At 65.3% G+C, this 18,271-nt stretch carries 23 protein-coding genes; 13 read left to right on the forward strand and 10 right to left on the reverse strand.

Going from position 1 to position 18,271, the window contains the following annotated elements; genetic code table 11:
* Positions 1–9: 9 nt before the first annotated feature.
* From ACIQ1T_RS15280 to egtB, 5 genes are all read left to right on the forward strand, one after another.
* Positions 10–471 (forward strand): low affinity iron permease family protein, encoded by a 462-nt coding sequence (locus ACIQ1T_RS15280; RefSeq protein ID WP_395945406.1) that lies wholly within the window; start codon positions 10–12, stop codon positions 469–471.
* Positions 468–746, forward strand: a complete 279-nt coding sequence (locus tag ACIQ1T_RS15285; RefSeq protein WP_395945407.1) for a SemiSWEET family sugar transporter — start codon at positions 468–470, stop codon at positions 744–746. The genes ACIQ1T_RS15280 and ACIQ1T_RS15285 overlap by 4 nt, the downstream gene beginning before the upstream one ends.
* A 263-nt stretch (positions 747–1,009) precedes the next feature.
* Positions 1,010–1,315 carry an SCP2 sterol-binding domain-containing protein gene (locus ACIQ1T_RS15290; protein WP_295191351.1) on the forward strand — a complete coding sequence of 102 codons (306 nt, stop codon included), beginning with the start codon at positions 1,010–1,012 and terminating at the stop codon, positions 1,313–1,315.
* Between the two features lie 101 nt (positions 1,316–1,416).
* Positions 1,417–2,628, forward strand: a complete 1,212-nt coding sequence (locus tag ACIQ1T_RS15295) for an acyl-CoA dehydrogenase family protein (RefSeq protein ID WP_395945408.1) — start codon at positions 1,417–1,419, stop codon at positions 2,626–2,628.
* A 114-nt stretch (positions 2,629–2,742) separates the two neighbouring features.
* Complete coding sequence (gene egtB, locus ACIQ1T_RS15300; protein WP_395945409.1) at positions 2,743–4,899, forward strand: ergothioneine biosynthesis protein EgtB; 2,157 nt, start codon at positions 2,743–2,745, stop codon at positions 4,897–4,899.
* Positions 4,900–5,126: 227 nt separating this feature from the next.
* Here egtB and ACIQ1T_RS15305 read toward each other — a convergent pair whose 3' ends face one another.
* Both ACIQ1T_RS15305 and ACIQ1T_RS15310 read right to left on the reverse strand, forming a co-directional pair.
* Entirely contained in the window at positions 5,127–5,345 is a 219-nt protein-coding gene (locus ACIQ1T_RS15305; RefSeq protein WP_395945410.1) for a general stress protein, read from the reverse strand.
* Between the two features lie 118 nt (positions 5,346–5,463).
* Positions 5,464–5,628: a hypothetical protein gene (locus tag ACIQ1T_RS15310; RefSeq protein ID WP_395945411.1), complete on the reverse strand. Its 165-nt coding sequence runs from the start codon at positions 5,626–5,628 to the stop codon at positions 5,464–5,466.
* A gap of 113 nt (positions 5,629–5,741) precedes the next feature.
* Between ACIQ1T_RS15310 and ACIQ1T_RS15315 the strand changes: the two genes are divergently transcribed.
* The gene (locus ACIQ1T_RS15315) at positions 5,742–6,035 is read left to right on the forward strand and encodes a hypothetical protein (RefSeq protein WP_395945412.1); all 294 of its coding nucleotides are present in this window, start codon (positions 5,742–5,744) and stop codon (positions 6,033–6,035) included.
* A 34-nt stretch (positions 6,036–6,069) separates the two neighbouring features.
* On the opposite strand, the gene ACIQ1T_RS15320 is transcribed toward ACIQ1T_RS15315, so the two are convergent.
* Positions 6,070–6,771 (reverse strand): MBL fold metallo-hydrolase, encoded by a 702-nt coding sequence (locus tag ACIQ1T_RS15320; protein WP_395945413.1) that lies wholly within the window; start codon positions 6,769–6,771, stop codon positions 6,070–6,072.
* Positions 6,772–6,962: 191 nt separating this feature from the next.
* Between ACIQ1T_RS15320 and tig the strand changes: the two genes are divergently transcribed.
* The 4 genes from tig to ACIQ1T_RS15340 all read left to right on the forward strand — a co-directional run bounded on the left by tig (position 6,963) and on the right by ACIQ1T_RS15340 (position 10,493).
* Entirely contained in the window at positions 6,963–8,306 is a 1,344-nt protein-coding gene (gene tig, locus ACIQ1T_RS15325) for a trigger factor (protein ID WP_395945414.1), read from the forward strand.
* A 112-nt stretch (positions 8,307–8,418) separates the two neighbouring features.
* Complete coding sequence (locus ACIQ1T_RS15330) at positions 8,419–9,342, forward strand: hypothetical protein (RefSeq protein ID WP_395945415.1); 924 nt, start codon at positions 8,419–8,421, stop codon at positions 9,340–9,342.
* Between the two features lie 110 nt (positions 9,343–9,452).
* Positions 9,453–10,100: an ATP-dependent Clp protease proteolytic subunit gene (locus ACIQ1T_RS15335; RefSeq protein WP_395945416.1), complete on the forward strand. Its 648-nt coding sequence runs from the start codon at positions 9,453–9,455 to the stop codon at positions 10,098–10,100.
* Positions 10,101–10,172: 72 nt separating this feature from the next.
* Positions 10,173–10,493 (forward strand): hypothetical protein, encoded by a 321-nt coding sequence (locus ACIQ1T_RS15340; protein WP_395945417.1) that lies wholly within the window; start codon positions 10,173–10,175, stop codon positions 10,491–10,493.
* Between the two features lie 2 nt (positions 10,494–10,495).
* Here the strand turns inward: ACIQ1T_RS15340 and ACIQ1T_RS15345 are convergent, their stop codons facing one another.
* On the reverse strand, positions 10,496–11,143 hold the full coding sequence (locus ACIQ1T_RS15345; protein ID WP_395945418.1) for an HAD-IB family hydrolase: 648 nt from the start codon (positions 11,141–11,143) through the stop codon (positions 10,496–10,498).
* Between the two features lie 194 nt (positions 11,144–11,337).
* Here ACIQ1T_RS15345 and clpX point away from each other — a divergent pair, with 194 nt between their 5' ends.
* Positions 11,338–12,606, forward strand: a complete 1,269-nt coding sequence (gene clpX / locus ACIQ1T_RS15350; protein WP_008260240.1) for an ATP-dependent Clp protease ATP-binding subunit ClpX — start codon at positions 11,338–11,340, stop codon at positions 12,604–12,606.
* 60 nt (positions 12,607–12,666) lie between these two features.
* Here the strand turns inward: clpX and ACIQ1T_RS15355 are convergent, their stop codons facing one another.
* The 4 genes from ACIQ1T_RS15355 to udk all read right to left on the reverse strand — a co-directional run bounded on the left by ACIQ1T_RS15355 (position 12,667) and on the right by udk (position 14,050).
* A complete protein-coding gene (locus tag ACIQ1T_RS15355; RefSeq protein ID WP_395945419.1) occupies positions 12,667–12,861 on the reverse strand; it encodes a hypothetical protein in 195 nt (64 codons plus the stop codon).
* Positions 12,858–13,067, reverse strand: a complete 210-nt coding sequence (locus ACIQ1T_RS15360) for a hypothetical protein (protein ID WP_395945420.1) — start codon at positions 13,065–13,067, stop codon at positions 12,858–12,860. The genes ACIQ1T_RS15355 and ACIQ1T_RS15360 overlap by 4 nt, the downstream gene beginning before the upstream one ends.
* Positions 13,064–13,192: a hypothetical protein gene (locus ACIQ1T_RS15365; protein ID WP_395945421.1), complete on the reverse strand. Its 129-nt coding sequence runs from the start codon at positions 13,190–13,192 to the stop codon at positions 13,064–13,066. Before ACIQ1T_RS15365 ends, ACIQ1T_RS15360 begins: the two co-directional genes overlap by 4 nt.
* Positions 13,193–13,405: 213 nt before the next feature.
* Positions 13,406–14,050, reverse strand: coding sequence for a uridine kinase (udk, locus tag ACIQ1T_RS15370; protein ID WP_395945422.1), 645 nt, complete (start codon positions 14,048–14,050; stop codon positions 13,406–13,408).
* A gap of 159 nt (positions 14,051–14,209) precedes the next feature.
* Here udk and ACIQ1T_RS15375 point away from each other — a divergent pair, with 159 nt between their 5' ends.
* Positions 14,210–15,844, forward strand: a complete 1,635-nt coding sequence (locus ACIQ1T_RS15375) for a long-chain-fatty-acid--CoA ligase (protein ID WP_395945423.1) — start codon at positions 14,210–14,212, stop codon at positions 15,842–15,844.
* Between the two features lie 17 nt (positions 15,845–15,861).
* Positions 15,862–16,548, forward strand: coding sequence for a DUF1499 domain-containing protein (locus ACIQ1T_RS15380; protein ID WP_395945424.1), 687 nt, complete (start codon positions 15,862–15,864; stop codon positions 16,546–16,548).
* Here ACIQ1T_RS15380 and ACIQ1T_RS15385 read toward each other — a convergent pair.
* Positions 16,545–17,444: an MBL fold metallo-hydrolase gene (locus tag ACIQ1T_RS15385; RefSeq protein ID WP_395945425.1), complete on the reverse strand. Its 900-nt coding sequence runs from the start codon at positions 17,442–17,444 to the stop codon at positions 16,545–16,547. The two genes, ACIQ1T_RS15380 and ACIQ1T_RS15385, sit on opposite strands and share 4 nt — an antisense overlap.
* Positions 17,445–17,662: 218 nt before the next feature.
* Positions 17,663–18,202 (reverse strand): hypothetical protein, encoded by a 540-nt coding sequence (locus ACIQ1T_RS15390; protein WP_395945426.1) that lies wholly within the window; start codon positions 18,200–18,202, stop codon positions 17,663–17,665.
* Positions 18,203–18,271 lie beyond the last annotated feature (69 nt).

Genomic DNA, 18,271 nt, shown 5'->3' on the forward strand with positions numbered 1-18,271 from the left:
GGACCTTCGATGGAAAAGCTGTTCATCCGTTTCGCCAACCGCACAGCGAAATGGGCGGGCAATCCCTGGACCTTCGTCGGCTGCCTGGCGGTGGTGCTGCTTTGGGCGGTCAGCGGCCCCTTGTTCGGCTTCGGCGAGACCTGGCAGCTGGTGATCAACACCGGGACCACCATCGTCACCTTCCTGATGGTCTTCCTGATCCAGAACACCCAGAACCGCGACGCCTGCGCCATGCACGCCAAGCTGGACGAGCTGATCTATGCGGTGAAGAAGGCCGACGCCCGTTTCATCGGCATCGAACACCTGACCGAACACGAACTGGACGCCATCCTGGCCGAGGTCGAGAAGCGGGCCCTGGCCGTCCACGCCGGCAAGCCCGCCGGGCCGATCAAGGGCAGGCCGGCGGCGCGGGCCGAGGACGTCGAGACGGAACAGCCGAAGAGGGCGCGGCCGTCGCGTGCGATCAAGTGAGCGATCTCGCCGCCAATATCGTCGGCTCCGCCGCCGCCCTCTGCTCGATCACCAGTTTTGCACCCCAGGCGTTGAAGATCTGGAAGGAACGCGACGCCTCGTCCGTCAGCCTGAAGACCTATTCCCTGACCGTGACCTGTTTCGTCCTGTGGGTCGCCTACGGCTGGATGACCCAGGCCTGGCCGGTCGCCGTGGCCAACAGCTGCTCCCTGGTCATGGCTTCGGCCGTTCTGGTGATGAAATGGCGGTTCCGGGATGGTGATCCGGACAGCTGACGGTTTGATGCGGATCAAGGCGCGGCCCTCCTTGCGGCGCGATGACACGGGCTCAGGAGATTTTCCGATGCCCGCAGACGCCGTTCCCTTCATCGCCGCCATGGTCGCGGCCTTCGCCTTCTTCATGATCGCCCTGGGCGCCGCCAGCCTATGGGCGCGCAACACCGACGATAAGTGACCTAAGCTTTACCCGACGTGATCTTGGCGCCCTTGCCGATGCGGGCTAACCCGTAGTTCACAACGTCCTATAGGGAGACGCCCCCATGCCTGATCTGGCTCAAGTCACTGAACACATCCGCGGCGCCGTCGGCGACAACTCCGGTCTCGGCAAGACCGTCAAGCTCGACCTCGGCGACGAAGGCAAGATCTTCATCGACGGCGCCTCGACGCCGAACACGGTCACCAACGAGGACAAGCCCGCCGACGCCACCGTCTCGATCAAGTGGGACGACTTCATGGCCCTGTCGGAAGGCAAGCTGGACCCGATGATGGCCTTCATGCAGGGCAAGCTGAAGATCGCCGGCGACATGATGATCGCCCAGAAGCTGGCCCCGCTGCTGAAGCGCTGATGGCGAGCTGAGCAAGAGTTGATTGCGGCGCGGCTTCCCTCGGGGCCGCGCCGTTTTCGTATCAGCGCCCGTCAGAGGTGCGAACGGGAAGAGGAAACGACATGGACTTCAAGCATTCGGACCGGGCCCTGGACTGGCACGCCCGCGTCGGCCGCTTCCTGGCCGAGCAGGTGGTCCCGCGAGAGGCTGAATATTTCGCCCAGGTGCGCGAGGATTCGACCCGCCAGCCCCCCGTCATGGAGGCGATGAAGGCCGCCGCCCGCGAGGCCGGTTTGTGGAACATGTTCCTTCCAGGTGAACACGGCGCCGGCCTGACCAATCTGGAATACGCCCCCCTGGCCGAGATGATGGGCCGCCATCTGTGGTCGGCCGAGGTGTTCAACTGCAACGCCCCCGACACCGGCAATATGGAAGTCCTGCATATGTACGGCGACGCCGCGCAGCAGGATCGCTGGCTCAAACCCCTGATGGCGGGCGAGATCCGCTCGGCCTTCCTGATGACCGAGCCCGAGGTGGCCTCGTCCGACGCCACAAATATCCAGACCCGGATCGAGCGCGACGGCGACCATTACGTCATCAACGGCCGCAAATGGTGGTCGACCAACATGGGCCACCCGAACGTCGCCATGACCATCGTCATGGGCAAGACCGACTTCGACGCCGCCGCCCACGCCCAGCAGTCCCAGGTCATCGTTCCTGTCGACACGCCCGGCTTCCGGGTGGAGCGGATGCTGTCGGTCTTCGGCTATGACGAAAAGCCCATCGGTCACGCCGAGGTGGTGCTCGAGAACGTCCGCGTGCCGGTCGAGAACCTGATCGCCGGCGAAGGCAGGGGGTTCGAGATCGCGCAAGGGCGCCTGGGTCCTGGCCGCATCCACCACTGTATGCGGGTGATCGGGGCGGCTGAACGGGCGCTGGAGCTGATGGTCGCGCGCCTGCTGAGCCGCACCGCCTTCAAGAAACAGCTGGCAGAACATTCGGTGTGGGAGCAGCGCGTCGCCGACGCCCGCACCAATATCGAGATGTGCCGCCTGCTGGTGCTGAAGGCCGCCTGGATGATGGACGAGGCGGGGGCGAAGAACGCCCGCTCCGAGATCGCCCAGATCAAGGTCGCCGCTCCGCGCATGGCGCTGCAGATCATCGACGACGCCATCCAGGCCTTCGGCGGCGCCGGGGTCTCGGGCGATACGCCTCTGGCCGAGCTTTACGCCGGCGTCCGCACCCTGCGCATCGCCGACGGGCCTGACGAGGTGCACAACCGCACCATCGCTCGACTGGAATACGCCAGGCACGGCGGCAAACCCGTGCGTTGAAATCCCGGCGACGCTTCCCAACTCCTTGGGAACCCTGATCCGGGCGTCACGTTCGTTTCGCATGAACGAGACGACGCCCGGTCGGGGCATCAGGACTGACGCGGGGCGGCCGAGATGAATGCGCGATTCCAGCCCGACAGCCGGGCTGCCTCCGATGTGGCGCGGTTCCGCGCCGTCCGCGCCGCCATGCCAAGTCTGGCCGAGGGTTTGTCGGCCGAGGATTTGTCGGCCCAGTCCATGGCCGACTGCAGCCCTGGCAAATGGCACCTGGCCCACACCAGCTGGTTCTTCGAAGCCCTGATCCTGGCCGCAGACCCGGACTACCAGCCGGTGGACCTCCGGTTCCAGCAGTTGTTCAACTCCTACTATGAGGCCCTGGGCGAACGGGTGCCGCGTCCGAAGCGTGGCCTGATGACCCGACCCTCGGTCGAGGATGTTCTGGCCTATCGCCGCGAGATCGACCGCAGGATGACGGCCTGGCTGGCTCAGCAGCCCACCGGCGGGCTGGAGCGCTATCTCTTTGAACTGGGCCTGAATCACGACCAGCAGCATCAGGAGCTGTTCCTGATGGACATGCTGAACCTGATGGCCGTCTCGCCGCTGGATCCCCCCGCCTACACCGTCGAGCCCCGAGCGCGTCCCGTTGAGCCAGCCATGGGCGGTGCGGTCGCCTTCGACGGCGGTCTGGTCGAGGTCGGCCATGCCGGTCAGGGCTTCGCCTTCGACAACGAAGGGCCGGTCCATAAGGTCTGGCTGGAGCCGTTCGCCCTCCACGCCGACCTGACCACCAACGGCGACTGGATCCGTTTCATCGACGACGGCGGCTACGTCCGTCCCGATCTGTGGCTGTCGGACGGCTGGGCGACGGTGAAGACCGAGGCCTGGACCGCGCCCCTGTACTGGCGCCGTGATCCCGAGGGCTGGACGACGATGAGCTTGACGGGCCGTATTCCGGTCGACCCCGCCGCTCCGGTGCGCCACGTCAGTTTCTATGAGGCCGAAGCCTTCGCGCGCTGGTCCGGCAAACGCCTGCCCACCGAGGCCGAGTGGGAATACGCCGCCGCCACGACCCCGGACGCCTTCTCCAACCTGTCGGGCGAGGTCTGGCAGTGGACGGCCAGCCCCTACGCCCCATACCCCGGTTTCGCTCCGACGCCGGGCACGGCCGCCGAGTACAACGGCAAGTTCATGGCCAACCAGATGGTGCTGCGCGGCGGCGCCTTCGCCACCCCGCCGGGCCATGCCCGCATCACCTATCGCAATTTCTTCTACCCCCAGCAGAGGTGGGCCTTCATGGGACTGAGACTGGCCGAGGACGCTCCGCGCGTCGCCGCATCACAGGACGACCCGGCGACCGCCGCCTTCCGTCACGACCTGGTCGAGGGCCTGTCGCGAGACCGCAAGGCCGTGCCGCCCAAATGGTTCTACGACGCCGAGGGCTCACGCCTGTTCGAGGCGATCACCGCCTTGCCCGAATACTACCCGACCCGGCAGGAGACGGCCCTGCTGCGCGACCGGGCCGAGGCCCTGACCGCCGACTTCGGCCCCGACGCCGTCCTGGTCGAGTTCGGCTCGGGCGCCAGCGAAAAGACCCGTATCCTGCTCGACGCCCTCCCGGACCTGGGCGCCTATGTTCCCCTCGACATCAGCGAGAGCGCGCTTCTGGACGCCGCCGACCGGATCCGCGCCGATTATCCGGGGCTGCGGGTCCAGCCGGTTCTGGGTGATTTCGAACATCTGGCGCCCCTGCCGGCCGATCTGCCGCGTGGTCGCCGGATTGGCTTCTTCCCGGGATCGACCATCGGCAACCTCGAACCGGAAGAGGCCGTCCGCTTCCTGACCGCCGCGCGCCGCATGCTGGGAGAGGGCGCGCTGTTCATCCTGGGGGTGGATCTGGTCAAGGATCCCGCGACCCTGGTCGCGGCCTATGACGACGCCCAGGGCGTCACGGCCGCCTTCAATCGCAACCTTCTGGTCCGCGCCAATGCCGAACTGGACGCCGACTTCGACCCCCACGCCTTCGCCCACCGCGCCGTCTGGAGCGCCGACCGGTCGCGCATGGAGATGCATCTGGAGGCGACGGCGCCAATGACGGTCCACATCGGCGAACGCGCCTTCGGCTTCCTGCCGGGCGAGACGATCCACACCGAAAGCTCGCGCAAGTTCACGCCGGAATCGGTCCAGGCGACGGCTGCGGCTTCAGGGTGGTCGGTAGTCCGTTTCGACGTCTCGCCGGAACCCGGCGTGGCCCTGGCCTTGCTGCGAGCCTGACTCTCCAGATCGTCACCCTCGGGCTTGTCCCGAGGGCCTGCCTGTCCGCTGACGCTTGCGTCGAAATTCTTAGACAGGACGTGGAATGAGGCGCGGGTGAGCCAAGCGGTTGGCGTGGGCCCTCGAGACAAGCCTGAGGGTGACGGAACATGCCAAAGTGAGGGTTATAGAAAAAAAGCGACGCATCCTTCGACGCGCCGCCCAAAATCTCTTGTCGAAGCCGAGACCTATTCCGTCTCTGTGCTCGGATCCCTCTTCGATCCGTGCGAGGCCTCGCCGCCCTTGCGGCCGGCCTGTGCGGCAAGACTGCGGTCCTGCGAGAAGCTTCTCTTCTCGCTGGGGACGCTGGCGCCGCCCTTGCGGGCGATCTCGCGTTGACGTTCCGGATCCATGGAGGCGAAGCCTCGCTTGGAAACGCCTGAGGGTCGCGTGGGCTGGCTGTCCATCGGTGTTCCTTTCAGTTTCGCCGTTGCGCTTGCTGAAGTGAACCCGGTGACTCGGTGACGGTTCCGGATGGAACCGCGTTTTTACTGTCACGGGTCTGAACGTCTTCGTTCATTGACTTCACGATTCGCCATAGGGGCGGGAATCACCTTCGCCGCCGCCGCCGGGTTCCATCGGTGGAACTTCGTCGGGGGCGCCTGACGGGTCTATGTCGGGTTGGGGCGCCTGGGCGGGCGGAACCTCTGGCTGGGGCGTGCCGGGCGGGGTGGGTTCGATATAGGTCATGGACGTCTCTCCTTCGTTCAGGATCAACGCCTCATGCCGCGCGACGTTGCTGAAACGGGCGCGGGAACCCGGCGGCCCTGCGCCGGGTTGATCGTCCGAACCCGGAGACCATCATGACCCAGACACCTATCGCCCCGCCTTCGCCCGACGACATCGTCCTGGAAGACGACGATCTGACCCAGCGTCTGGACCGCCAGGCCGACGCCATCCTCGCAGAGGGCGAAGCACGCAGCTTCGGCTACACCCCGTCCGTGCGTCAGGCGGTGCGTGAGGACGCCGGCTTGATCCGCGAAAAAGTCTCGGGTCGTCTGCATCGGGCTCAGGAAGGCATCCAGGACCACCCGATCAAGACCACTCTCTACGCCTTGGGTATCGGTGTCATCATCGGGATGCTGATGCGGCGTTAGTCCTGACCCTCTCAACCCACGGGAGAAGGAAGGTTTAGGCTGGCCCCACCGGCTCCCGCCGGATCGGCACCCGCTGCAAGGCCGCGTCCGACACGAACGGATTCGTCCGCCGCTCTTCTCCGAAGGTCGAGATCGGCCCGTGTCCCGGCACGAAGGTCACGTCGTCGCCTAGCGGCCACAGTTTCTCGACCACGGCGCGGATCAGCGCCGGGGGATCGCTCATCGGGAAATCGGTGCGTCCGACCGAGCCCTTGAACAGCACGTCCCCGACCTGAGCGAACCGCGCCGCCCGGTTGAAGAAGATCACATGGCCCGGCGTATGCCCCGGACAGTGGCGCACCTCCCAAGTCGTCTCGCCCAGCTCGACCGTATCCCCGTCCTCCAGCCAGCGGTCGGGCGTGAAGGGGCGGGCGTCGGGCAGGCCGTACATCTTGCCGCTCTCGACGATCCGGTCGATCCAGAACTGATCGGCCTTCTGCGGGCCGGTGATCTGGACGCCCGTCTTCTCCTGCATCTCGGCCGCGCCGCCGGCGTGGTCCAGATGGCCGTGGGTGATCCAGATCTGATCCAGGATCAGACCGCGCCGCGCGATCTCGCCCAGAATCGCATCGACCGAGCCGCCCGGATCGATGACAGCGGCCCTGTTGGTGGCCGTGCACCAGACGGTGGTGCAGTTCTGCTGCAGCGGGGTGACGGGCGTGACGAAGACGCCGATGGGGGAGGCGGGCTGGCTCATCCGGCCAACATAAGCCTGCCTCGGCTGCGAAACCACCGGTCGCGACGACGCCCGCGTTGACCTTTGGGGCCCTTCTCGACATAAGGGCGGGCTTCGAGGCGCCGCTCCCAACGGGGCGGCCTTCTTGCTTTATCCATTCCGCGCCGGCCGTCCCAAAGGCCCATGCGCCACAGAGCGTCAGAATCTCCGCCATGCAAGTCGTCGAAAAGTCGAACGAAGGCCTCAGCCGCGTGATCGCGGTCACCATTCCCGTCGCGGAGCTGAACGAGAAGCTCGAAGCCCGCGTCAAGGAAGTCGCCCCGCAGGTGAAGCTGAAGGGCTTCCGTCCGGGCAAGGTGCCGGTCGCCCACGTCAAGAAGACCTTCGGCCGCGAGTTCATGGGCGAGATCATCAACGCCGAACTGAACGAGACCAGCCAGAAGGCCCTGGACGAGGCCAAGATCCGTCCGGCCGCCCCGGCCGAGATGAAACTGACCTCCGACATGGACAAGGTCATCGCCGGTCAGGAAGACCTGGCTTACGAAATGTCGCTGGAAATCATGCCGGACTTCACCCCGGTCGATCCCAAGACCCTGAAGCTGGACCGCCCGACCTACGAAGCCTCGGACGCCGATCTGGACGAAGCCCTGACGGAACTGGCCGGTCAGGCCAAGACCTACGAAGACAAGAAGGGCAAGACCGTCAAGGCCGCCGAGGGCGACCAACTGACGATCGACTTCCTGGGCAAGCTGGACGGCGAGCCCTTCGACGGCGGCGCCGCCGAGGACGCGGACCTGGTGATCGGCTCGGGCCGCTTCATCCCCGGCTTCGAAGAACAACTGACCGGCGCCAAGGTCGGCGAGGAAAAGACCATCGAGGTCACCTTCCCCGAGAACTATCAGGCCGCCCACCTGGCCGGTAAGCTGGCCACGTTCGACGTCAAGGTGAAGGCCATCAAGGCCGAGGCCGAATCCAAGGTCGACGAAGACTTCGCCCAGCGCATCGGTCTGGAGTCGCTGGACAAGCTGAAGGAGCTGCTGAAGTCCAACCTGGACCAGCAATACGCCGGCGCCGCCCGCTTCAAGCTGAAGCGCGCCCTGCTGGACCAGCTGGACGAGGCCCACGACTTCCCGCTGCCGCCGAAGATGGTGGACGCCGAGTTCGACGGCATCTGGCAACAGGTCGAGGCCGACAAGGCCGCCGGCCGCCTGCCGGAAGAAGACGCCGCCAAGTCGGACGAGGACCTGAAGGCCGAATACCGCAAGATCGCCGAGCGCCGCGTGCGCCTGGGTCTGGTCCTGGCCGAGATCGGCCGCGCCAACAACGTCCAGGTCACCGACCAGGAGCTGAACGCCGCCATCCTGCAGGAAGCCCGCAACTATCCGGGCCAGGAACAGGCCGTCCTGAACTTCTACCGCCAGAACCCGAACGCCGCCGCCCAGATGCGCGCGCCGATCTATGAAGAGAAGGTCGTCGACCTGATCGTCGGCGTCGCCGACGTGACCGACACGCCGATCACCAAGGAAGAGCTGCTGAAGGAAGAAGACGAGGCGTAAGGCTCCGCCTTACGGAAGCGTAACTGTTCATTCTTCTGTTGACTGATATTTGGGGAAGGGTCCGTCTTGGCGGGCCCTTTTCTGATTCTAGATCTGACAAACGCGGGTTGCGATGAGCTTGCTGATTTCCATTCTGGTGCCGCTCGCTTTTTCCGCATCGCTTTTTTCCTCTCTCCAAGAGGGGACTGACGCGTCTACTGTGATTCAGCAAGGACCTGCGGAACTTGGTGATGTCACAGTGACCGGGCGCCGACTTGAGCCGCAGGTGCAGTCTTTCATCGACGACATCGCGGCCTCACCGCGTGGGCGTGGGTTGGCGCGTTGGGACAGAACGATCTGTGTCGGCGTCGCTAACATGAATTCTCGCTATGCACAGTTCATGGTGGACCGTGTAGCCAGGGCGGCTGTGGACGTGGGTTTGGGGGTCGGCGAACCCGGTTGTCGTCCGGACATCATGATCGTTGCTGCCGCGGACGCGAGGGCCTTGGCGACGGCGCTGGTTGATGACAATCCTCGAGGTTTTAGGCCCGCACGCAGCAATACCGACTTGGGTTCCAGTGCCTTACGGCGATTCCAGACGACGGATGCGCCAGTGCGTTGGTGGCATGTCAGTCTGCCAGTCAGTGTGGATACCGGAGAAGTGGCAGTCAGACTCGATAACGAAGATCCGCCGACCATCGCAGTTCGTGATGCCTCGCGTCTTCGGTCCAATATTCGCGATGATCTCGCGCGCGTCATCATCATTGTGGACGTCAGCAAGATCGGCATGGTCGGGTTCGGCGCCCTGAGCGACTATGTGGCCATGATCGCCCTTGCCCAGGTCGAACCTGACGCCGACCCAAGCGATTACGACAGCGTGCTCAATCTGTTTTCACCCCAGGCCGACAAATTGGCCGGACTGACGCAGTGGGACCGTGATTATCTGGCTTCCTTGTATCATGCCAATCGTGATCGAGCTCGTTCGTCTCAGCAGGCCCGCGACATTGTTCGAGGAATGGTTGGGGAGCGCGATGATCGTCAAGACAACGATGACTGAGCATTTCCGCATATCGCTTCATCGCCTTGCATAGAGTGGCTGCGGACGCGATATGCAGGGTAACAGGCGCACGAAGCTGAATCGTCGCCATCGCATCCGAGAAGGCCTTCATGCGCGATCCGATCGACTATCTGCAATCCAACCTAGTCCCGATGGTGGTGGAGCAATCCAGCCGCGGCGAACGTTCCTTCGACATCTTCTCGCGCCTGCTACGCGAGCGGATCATATTCCTGACCGGTCCGTTCGAAGACGGCATGGCTTCGCTGATCTGCGCCCAGCTGCTGTTCCTGGAATCGGAGAACCCCAAGAAGGAAATCTCCATGTACATCAACAGCCCCGGCGGTCAGGTGACCTCGGCGCTCGCGATCTACGACACCATGCAATACATCAAGAGCCCGGTCTCGACCGTGGTCATGGGCATGGCGGCCTCGGCCGGTTCGCTGATCCTGACGGCCGGCGCCGCGGGCCAGCGCATCGCCCTGCCGAACGCCCGCGTCATGGTGCACCAGCCCTCGGGCGGCTTCCGCGGCCAGGCCTCGGACATCGAACTGCACGCCGCTGACATCCGCTACACCAAGCGCCGTCTGAACGAGATCTACGTCCACCATACCGGCCGCACCTACGAGGAGGTCGAGAAGACCCTGGATCGCGACCACTTCATGTCGGCCGAAGAGGCCAAGGACTGGGGCATCGTCGACCACGTCTACGACCGCCGCGAACAGGCCGACGCCGACGGCGTGAAGACGCCCGGCAACTAGGTCTGATCCAAGATCGAACGGAAAAGGGCGCGCCGACGGTGCGCCCTTTTTCTTTTGTGCTATCAGGTCGCCATGCAGTTCACACGAGATCCAAGCGGCACGGTCGAGGTCGACGGCGAGACCTACGCCTGGGAAATCCGTCGCCAGCCCCAGCCCAAGGGCGGCAAGGAGTGGGAGGGCATGGCCGTCTCCCTGCGCAACGTCGATTTCAAGCGCGAGGCCATCGTCCAGTTTCCGCCCCCGCTGCGCCCCAACGGCCGGCCGGACGTCGAGAAGCAGCGGGTCAATGTCGACGCCGTCCGCAACGCCGTGGCCTCGGCCATGGAGGCGGGCTGGGACCCGACCTCGCGCGGCAAGGCCATGGTCTTCGACGTCGACGCCGACGGCAACTGATCCTACGGCCTCTGGGTGAAGACCCGGAAGCCCGGCTCCTGCGCCATGGCCAGCATCTCGGTGTCGCCCGAGGTGTCGCCGTATGCGGCGGTCAGGACCATGTTTTCGCCATAGGTCGACTTCAGCCGGCGCACCTTCTCCTCGCCGCGACAGTTGAGCCCGGCGAAGGCGCCTGTCACCCGATCCTGCGAATCGAACGCCATCTGGGTGCCCAGCAGGGCCTCGGCGCCCAGTTTCCGGGCGAAGGGTGCCACTGTCGTCTCGGGCGAGGCGGTCACGATTACGCGATGGGCGCCGCGCCCGCCCCAGGCGTTCCAGGTCTCCAGCGCGTCGGGCCTCATGAATCGGGCCCAGATTTGGTCGGCGAAGCGCGTCGCATCGGCCTCCAGGGTCTCGCGCGGGACGCCGCGCAGGAACTCCTTCACCGAGGCCGCCTTGATCCGCCCCCTGTCTCGGTCCCGTGCATAGGCCGCAACCGCCGGCGCCATCTTCACCAGGCCAAGGGCCCACGCCCCCGGTCCGGCCCGCCAGCGCAGGAATTCGGTGAAACTGTCGCGAATCGTCAGGGTGCCGTCGAAGTCGAAGGCCACGATGGGACGCAAACCGTCCGGGGACTGGCGCATTTCCTGCAGACTACCCATGTCAGACATTCGCCTTGATCCCCGTCGACACTGATCCATCCACGCCCTGCAACAATCCCCTCCTGCCTTCGGGGTTGTCGTTGAACGTGGGATGGGTGATTGTCATTTTTTGAAGACCTTCGCATCCAGAGTGCTGGAATCATCGTGAGGGAAGCGCGTCTCGGGCCATTTCGGTCCGCTCCGCGGGAGTGAGATAAGGGTCTATGACCAAAGCAGCCGGTTCCGACGCCAAAAGCACCCTGTACTGCTCGTTCTGCGGAAAGAGCCAGCACGAGGTCCGCAAACTCATTGCGGGCCCGACCGTCTTCATCTGCGATGAATGCGTCGAACTCTGCATGGACATCATCCGTGAAGAGCACAAGATCGGTTTCAAGAAGACCACTGACGGCGTGCCTACGCCGAAGGAGATCCGCGACGTCCTGGACGATTACGTCATCGGCCAGTCGCACGCCAAGAAGGTGCTCTCGGTCGCCGTGCACAACCATTACAAGCGCCTGAACCACGCGACGAAGAACAACGACGTCGAGCTGGCCAAGTCGAACATCATGCTGATCGGGCCGACCGGCTCCGGCAAGACGCTGCTGGCCCAGACCTTGGCCCGCATCATCGACGTGCCCTTCACCATGGCCGACGCCACCACCCTGACCGAAGCCGGTTATGTGGGCGAAGACGTCGAGAACATCATCCTGAAGCTGCTCCAGGCCTCGGACTACAATGTCGAACGCGCCCAGCGCGGCATCGTCTACATCGACGAAATCGACAAGATCAGCCGCAAGTCGGACAACCCCTCGATCACCCGCGACGTCTCGGGCGAGGGCGTGCAGCAGGCCCTGCTGAAGATCATGGAAGGCACCGTCGCCTCCGTGCCCCCGCAAGGCGGCCGCAAGCATCCGCAGCAGGAGTTCCTGCAGGTCGACACGGCCAACATCCTCTTCATCGTGGGCGGCGCCTTCGCCGGCCTGGAGAAGGTGATCTCGGCGCGCGGGGCCGGCGCCTCGATCGGCTTCGGCGCCCAGGTCAAGGAGATCGACGAGCGCCGCACCGGCGACATCCTCAAGGGCGTCGAGCCCGACGATCTGATGCGGTTCGGCCTGATCCCCGAGTTCATCGGCCGTCTGCCCGTGCTGGCGACGCTGGAGGATCTGGACGAGACGGCCCTGGTCACCATCCTGACCGAGCCCAAGAACGCCCTGGTCAAACAGTACAAGCGTCTGTTCGAGATGGAGAATGTCGAACTGACCTTCACCGACGACGCCCTGATCGCCGTCGCCAAGAAGGCCATCACGCGCAAGACCGGCGCGCGCGGCCTGCGCTCGATCCTGGAAGGCATCCTGCTGGAGACCATGTTCGAACTGCCCACCTTCGAGGGCGTCGAAGAGGTCGTGGTCAACGCAGAGGTCATCGACGGCAAGGCCCAGCCCCTGCTGATCTATTCGGAAGCCTCGAAGAAAAAGGCTGACGGCGCCGCCTGATCGGTCGCCTTCGCCGAGCGAAATCAGGGCCGGAGCGGCGACGCTCCGGCCCTTTTTCTTTTACCTCTCCGCGTGTGGTGAGGCGCCCCGCCTGGTCACCACCACATGCCCCGGATGCGCCTCGGCCTCCGCGTATCGCACGGCCGAGCGTGCGTCGACGAACACCCCTTCGAACAGGCCGTCGCTTGAGGTCACGCGCCAGCGGCCGCCCGCAGGCTGGACCACCAGGATCTCCATGGCCGGCGGCGGGTTCATCGCAGGCCCCTGTGCTGGTTCCGGTCCAGCCGGTCCGCCTCGGCCTGCAGCCGCGCCGCCAGCCGTTCGGCCGCGACGCAGTCGGGCAGGGGGCGTGTCGCCGCCCCATTGACCGCCACGGCCCATCCGGCATCGCACGGCACGACCCTGTATCGTCGGGGCGGAGCGGGATCGACGGCGCCGCCCTCCACATGACCCTGCATCATTGCGTCGGCCCCTTGTGGACCGGCGCCCCGAACAGGGCGCCGATGACGGTCAGCGCCATCTTCAGGCTGGACGGTTTTTCGGCCGACCGCTTCAGCGACGCGGCCACCAGATGGGAACGGCTCATGGTTCATCTCCTTTTCCGGGGAGAAGACCGCCAAACGGCGTAATCGGGCCATGTTGAAACGCGTGGCCCGCATAATGGGGCCATAAGACCGGAATGACACAGACCCTCTGCCGTCTGCGCTGTCTTTGAAGAGAAGCGCGCCGCAGTCAGGGAGCAAGGGCGTCTCGAGGCCCTGCGACGGGCTGAAGCGATCGGCGAACCCTAGCCGTGGTCCTAGGCCAGCAGATCCTGCAGCAATGGATGGGCCAGCACCGGCGCGGCCAGACGCACGACCGCCTGGGGATCCTCCAGCCGCACGGCCGCCGTGGCGTCGGCGACGATGAAGTCGGCGTGGGTGCGCGACGGCTCGGTCAGCCGCTCGTGGCCCGGCCGCACCGTCGCCAGATATTGCGCCACGACCGAGTCGGCCGAACGGCCGCGTTCGGCCTGGTCGCGCAGCAGGCGGCGGATGAAGCGGATGTCCGAGGGTGTGTCGACGAAGACGCGGATGTCGAACAGGGCGGTCAGTTCTGGGGTGCACAGGACATGAGTGCCCTCGACGATCACGACCTCCGAGGCCGGGATCGGCTCGCCGCCCGGATCGCGGCCATGGTGGATGAAGGAATAGAGGGGCGCCGTCACCGGTCGTCCGGCCTTCAGTTCCTTCAGATCGGCGATCATCAGATCGTGGTCGCGCGCCGCCACATCGTCGAAGTCGAAGGTGGCCGCGTCGAAGCCGGGCAGGGAGGCCGCGTCGCGATAATAGGAGTCCTCGCGCACAAGCACCGCCTTGCCCGGCGGCAGGGCCGAGACCAGGGCCTCCGCCAGGGTGCTCTTGCCGGAGCCGGAGCCCCCCGTGATCGCGATCAATATAGCCATGAGCGGCCTTCTAGTGTGGTCGGATGGAGAGCGCTACCGGAGACGATCCGTCGCGCGGAAACTGACCCTGCGTCACATTGCTTATCGCCGTTCACCAATGATAGCCTCCGTCCCAAGCGTCGCATCAAGCAGACGCAACCAAGGGACAAGGAAACGATTATGCTGGGCTTGATGCAGGACTGGCCGCTGACGGTCGACAAGATCCTCGACCATGCGAAGAATTGGCACGGCGAGCGCGAGGTGGTCACCCGCTCGGTCGAGGGACCGATCGTCCGCACCACCTATGCCCAGATCCACGACCGGGGCAAACGGGTCTCCAACGCCCTGAAGGCCTGGGGAATCAAGCCGGGCGACCGCGTCGCCACCCTGGCCTGGAACACCGACAAGCACATCGAGACCTGGTACGGCATCATGGGCATCGGGGCGGTCTGCCACACCCTGAATCCGCGCCTCTTCCCGGAACAGCTCGTCTACATCATCAACCACGCCGAAGACCGGATCATCTTCGTCGACCTGACCTTCGTGCCGCTGCTGGAAGCCATCCTGCCGCACATCCCCAAGGTCGAGCGCATCGTCATCATGACCGATGACGTCCATATGCCGCAGACCGGGCTGCCGCGCGCCGAATCCTATGAACGGATCGTGGCGGAACAGTCCGCCGACTGCCTCTGGGGCGACTTCGAGGAAAAGACCGCCTGCGGCCTCTGCTACACCTCGGGCACGACCGGAAACCCCAAGGGGGTGCTCTATTCGCACCGCTCCAACTTCCTGCACACCTTCATGGCCCTGCAGTCCTCGGTCGTCGGCGGCAAGACCTCGGACGTCATCCTGCCGGTCGTGCCGATGTTCCACGCCAACGCCTGGGGCATCGCCTTCGTCGGCCCGGCCTCGGGCTGCAAACTGGTCATGCCGGGCGCCAAGATGGACGGCGAGTCCCTCTATGAGCTGCTGGAGACCGAGGGGGTCACCTTCTCGGCCGCCGTGCCCACCGTCTGGCAGGGGCTGCTGGCCCATATGCGCCAGAACGGGCTGAAGCTCTCGACCGTCAACCGCGTCCTGATCGGCGGGTCGGCCGTGCCGGAAAGCCTGATCCGCGCCTTCCACGACGACTATGGGATCGAGGTGCTGCAGGGCTGGGGCATGACCGAGACCTCGCCCATCGGCACCCTGTCCAATATGACGCCCGAACTGGCCAAGCTGCCGTTCGAGCAACAACTGCCCTATCGCACCAAACAGGGCACCCCGCCGCTGGGCGTCGAACTGACGCTAAAGGACGACGCCGGCCAGACCCTGGCTCACGACGGCGAGGCGGTCGGTCACCTGATGGTCAAGGGCCCGACCGTGGCCAACGCCTATTTCAGAGAAGACGGTTCGATCCTCGACAGGGACGGCTTCTTCGACACCGGCGACGTGGCCACGGTGGATGCGCTGGGCTTCATGCAGATCACCGACCGCTCCAAGGACGTCATCAAGTCGGGCGGGGAGTGGATCAGCTCGATCGAGATCGAGAATATCGCCGTCGGCCATCCCAAGGTCGAATTGGCCGCCGTCATCGGCGCCGCCCACGCCAAATGGGACGAACGTCCGGTCCTGCTGCTGAAGCTGAAAGAGGGCGAGGCCCTGGACAAGCAGGAGCATCTCGACTTCCTGCAGGGCAAGATCGCCAAATGGTGGATGCCCGACGACGTGGTGGCGGTGGAGGAGATTCCGCTGGGCGCCACGGGCAAGATCGACAAGAAGCTTCTGCGCGAACGGATGAAGGACTACCGTCTGCCGGAGCCTGCCGCCGCCTGATCCTCTCTGGAGCCTCGATGCCGTCGAAGAAGCCTGTCCCCGCCGTCATCCCCTGGCTGACCGCCCTGACCGGGGTCGCTCCGGTCCTGGTGGTGGCGGCGATGGCGGCGACCCTGTTCGGCGGCGTCGACCGGGCGATCACCCACGACCTGCTGACCTGGACCGTGGCGCGGGCGTTCGGCTGGGTCGCCCTGGCCGCCGCCCTGGTCGTCACGGTGCTGGCCCTGCGCGACCTGGGCCGGCGCGGCGTCTTCGCCCTGATCGCCCTGGTTCTCGCCGGGGGCACGGTGGGCGGCTTCCTCTTCCAGGGGCAGCGTCTGGCCCAGCCGACGTCGCGCGACGTCTCGACCAATGTCGCCGAGCCGCCGACCTTCACCCGCGCCGCCCGGATCCATCGCGACGCGTCCGGCGTGACCGGTCCCGAGACCTGCCCTGGCGCCCGCTCGATCCCGACCCAGGTCCTGGCCCAGCAGGCCGTTTCGGCCCTGGTCGATTCCGGCTTCCCCGTCGTCCGCGCCGCCACCTTTGAGGTCGAGGGCGTGCACGAGGACGCCTGGTTCGGCTTCGCCTATGACGCCGTGATCCGCATCCGTCCCGGCCGCACCGACATCCGCGTCGCCGCCCGTGATCCTCGTCCCGATGGCGGCGCCACCTGCCGCCTGATGGCCAAGATCGTCACGGCCCTGGAAGCCGAAGCCCGCTAGGCCAGGCTGAACTCGCTCGCCAGATCGAACCCGGTCGAGGTGGCGACCCCGTCCTCGACCAGCTTGATCATGTGCGCCAGCACCGACAGCGACGCCGCCGGCCACAGCCGCTGATCCACCGCCGCATAAAGCACCGGGACCATCTCGCTGACCCGCCGATCTCCGGCCTTCAGCCGCGCCAGCACCTGCGCCTCCCGTTCCAGCCGATGCGCCCGATAGGCTTCAAGGAAGGGCGCGACCTCGGTCACCGGCGCTCCATGTGTCGGCCACAATGTCCGAAACTCACGCGCGATCACCGCCTCCAGACTGGCCAGATAGGCGCGCATGCTCCCGTCCGGCGGCGCGACGACGGTCGTCGCCCAGCCCATGATGTGATCGCCGCAGAACAGGGCGTTCTCCTCGATCAGCGCAAAGGCCATGTGATTCGACGCATGGCCCGGCGTGAACACCGCCTCGATCGTCCAGCCGTCGCCCTCGATCACCTCGCCTCCGGCCAGCACGACGTCGGGGAAGAAGTCCGCATCCTCATCCTCGTCCAGCGCCCCGGACGCATGGACTTCCTGCATCGGCGGCCGCGCCGCCAGCACCTTCGCCCGCGTCTGTTCGGCGAAGGGGCGGGCGAGGGGGGCGTGGTCCCGGTGGGTGTGGGTCACCAGTACATGGCTCACTGTCCGCCCCTCGACCGCCTTCAGCAGGGCTTCCAGATGGGCGGCGTCCATCGGGCCGGGATCGATCACCGCCACGCTTGATCCCGCATCGGGCCGCCCGACCACATAGGTCCCGGTGCCCGTGAAGGTGAACGGCCCCGGATTGTCGGCGATCACCCGCTGAATCAGCGGCGAGACCTGATCCCGCCGCCCGTAGGCGAAGTCGAACTCACGCACGAAAGGAATCACGACCGGCCGCTCCGGGACTGGCTCAAGCCTTGCCTTAACCTCTCGGTAATCCTCTCCGGAGCGTCCGCCATGGCCCGTTCGATCGCCTTCGCTGTCTCAAATCGGCTCCAGCCTATCGCGGCGGCGGTGCTGTGTCTCATGGCGATGCAACTGGTCGCTGCCTCCTGCACCCCGGAACCGGCGCCTTATGCGGCCAGAGTGGCGGTCGAACGGTAGCGCTACTCTCGGCGAACTCGAAAAGGCGGGGTGTCGCCGACCTTCATCATATAGCTGCCCATGGCGGCGCGACGCACAGTGACTGGATATTGCCTTCGAATGGAGAAGGTCGGCGTTGTGCTGTCGATAGCGCGCCAGACAGACCCATCGTCCAGAGTCAGCACCCAAGCCCCGCGTCCCCCATCACGTACAGACGTCAAGGTTGCGGTGATCGACTGCAGTTCTTCAGTTCTTCCGCCCCGATTGAATGGGTTCATCATTGGTGCGCTGAAACCGAAGAGGCTGCGTTGGTCTCGTGTGATGTCCTCCCGACTCACTATCGCAATCTCACCCGCACCCGCAATTTCACTCGCGGCCCTATCGAAGCAGGCCAAGCGCTGTTCAGCCTCACCAATTTGTCGACACTGAATCAAAGTAGTCAGAAGATCTTCTCTGTGTTCGGGTGAAAGATCCTGAGAGGAGGCTGTATTTGAGGTAAAAAAAACTCCCATAGCGACAATAATTGACGGGGAAATTCTAGGCATTGCGAATGGCGAAGCCATAATTATCTCCAGTAAAAGCGTGGACGCTGGCAGGGAATGCCGGAGCTGATTGCGGTTGTCGTGTCGGCT

This window comes from Brevundimonas sp. (assembly GCF_044336875.1).
Classification (GTDB): domain Bacteria; phylum Pseudomonadota; class Alphaproteobacteria; order Caulobacterales; family Caulobacteraceae; genus Brevundimonas.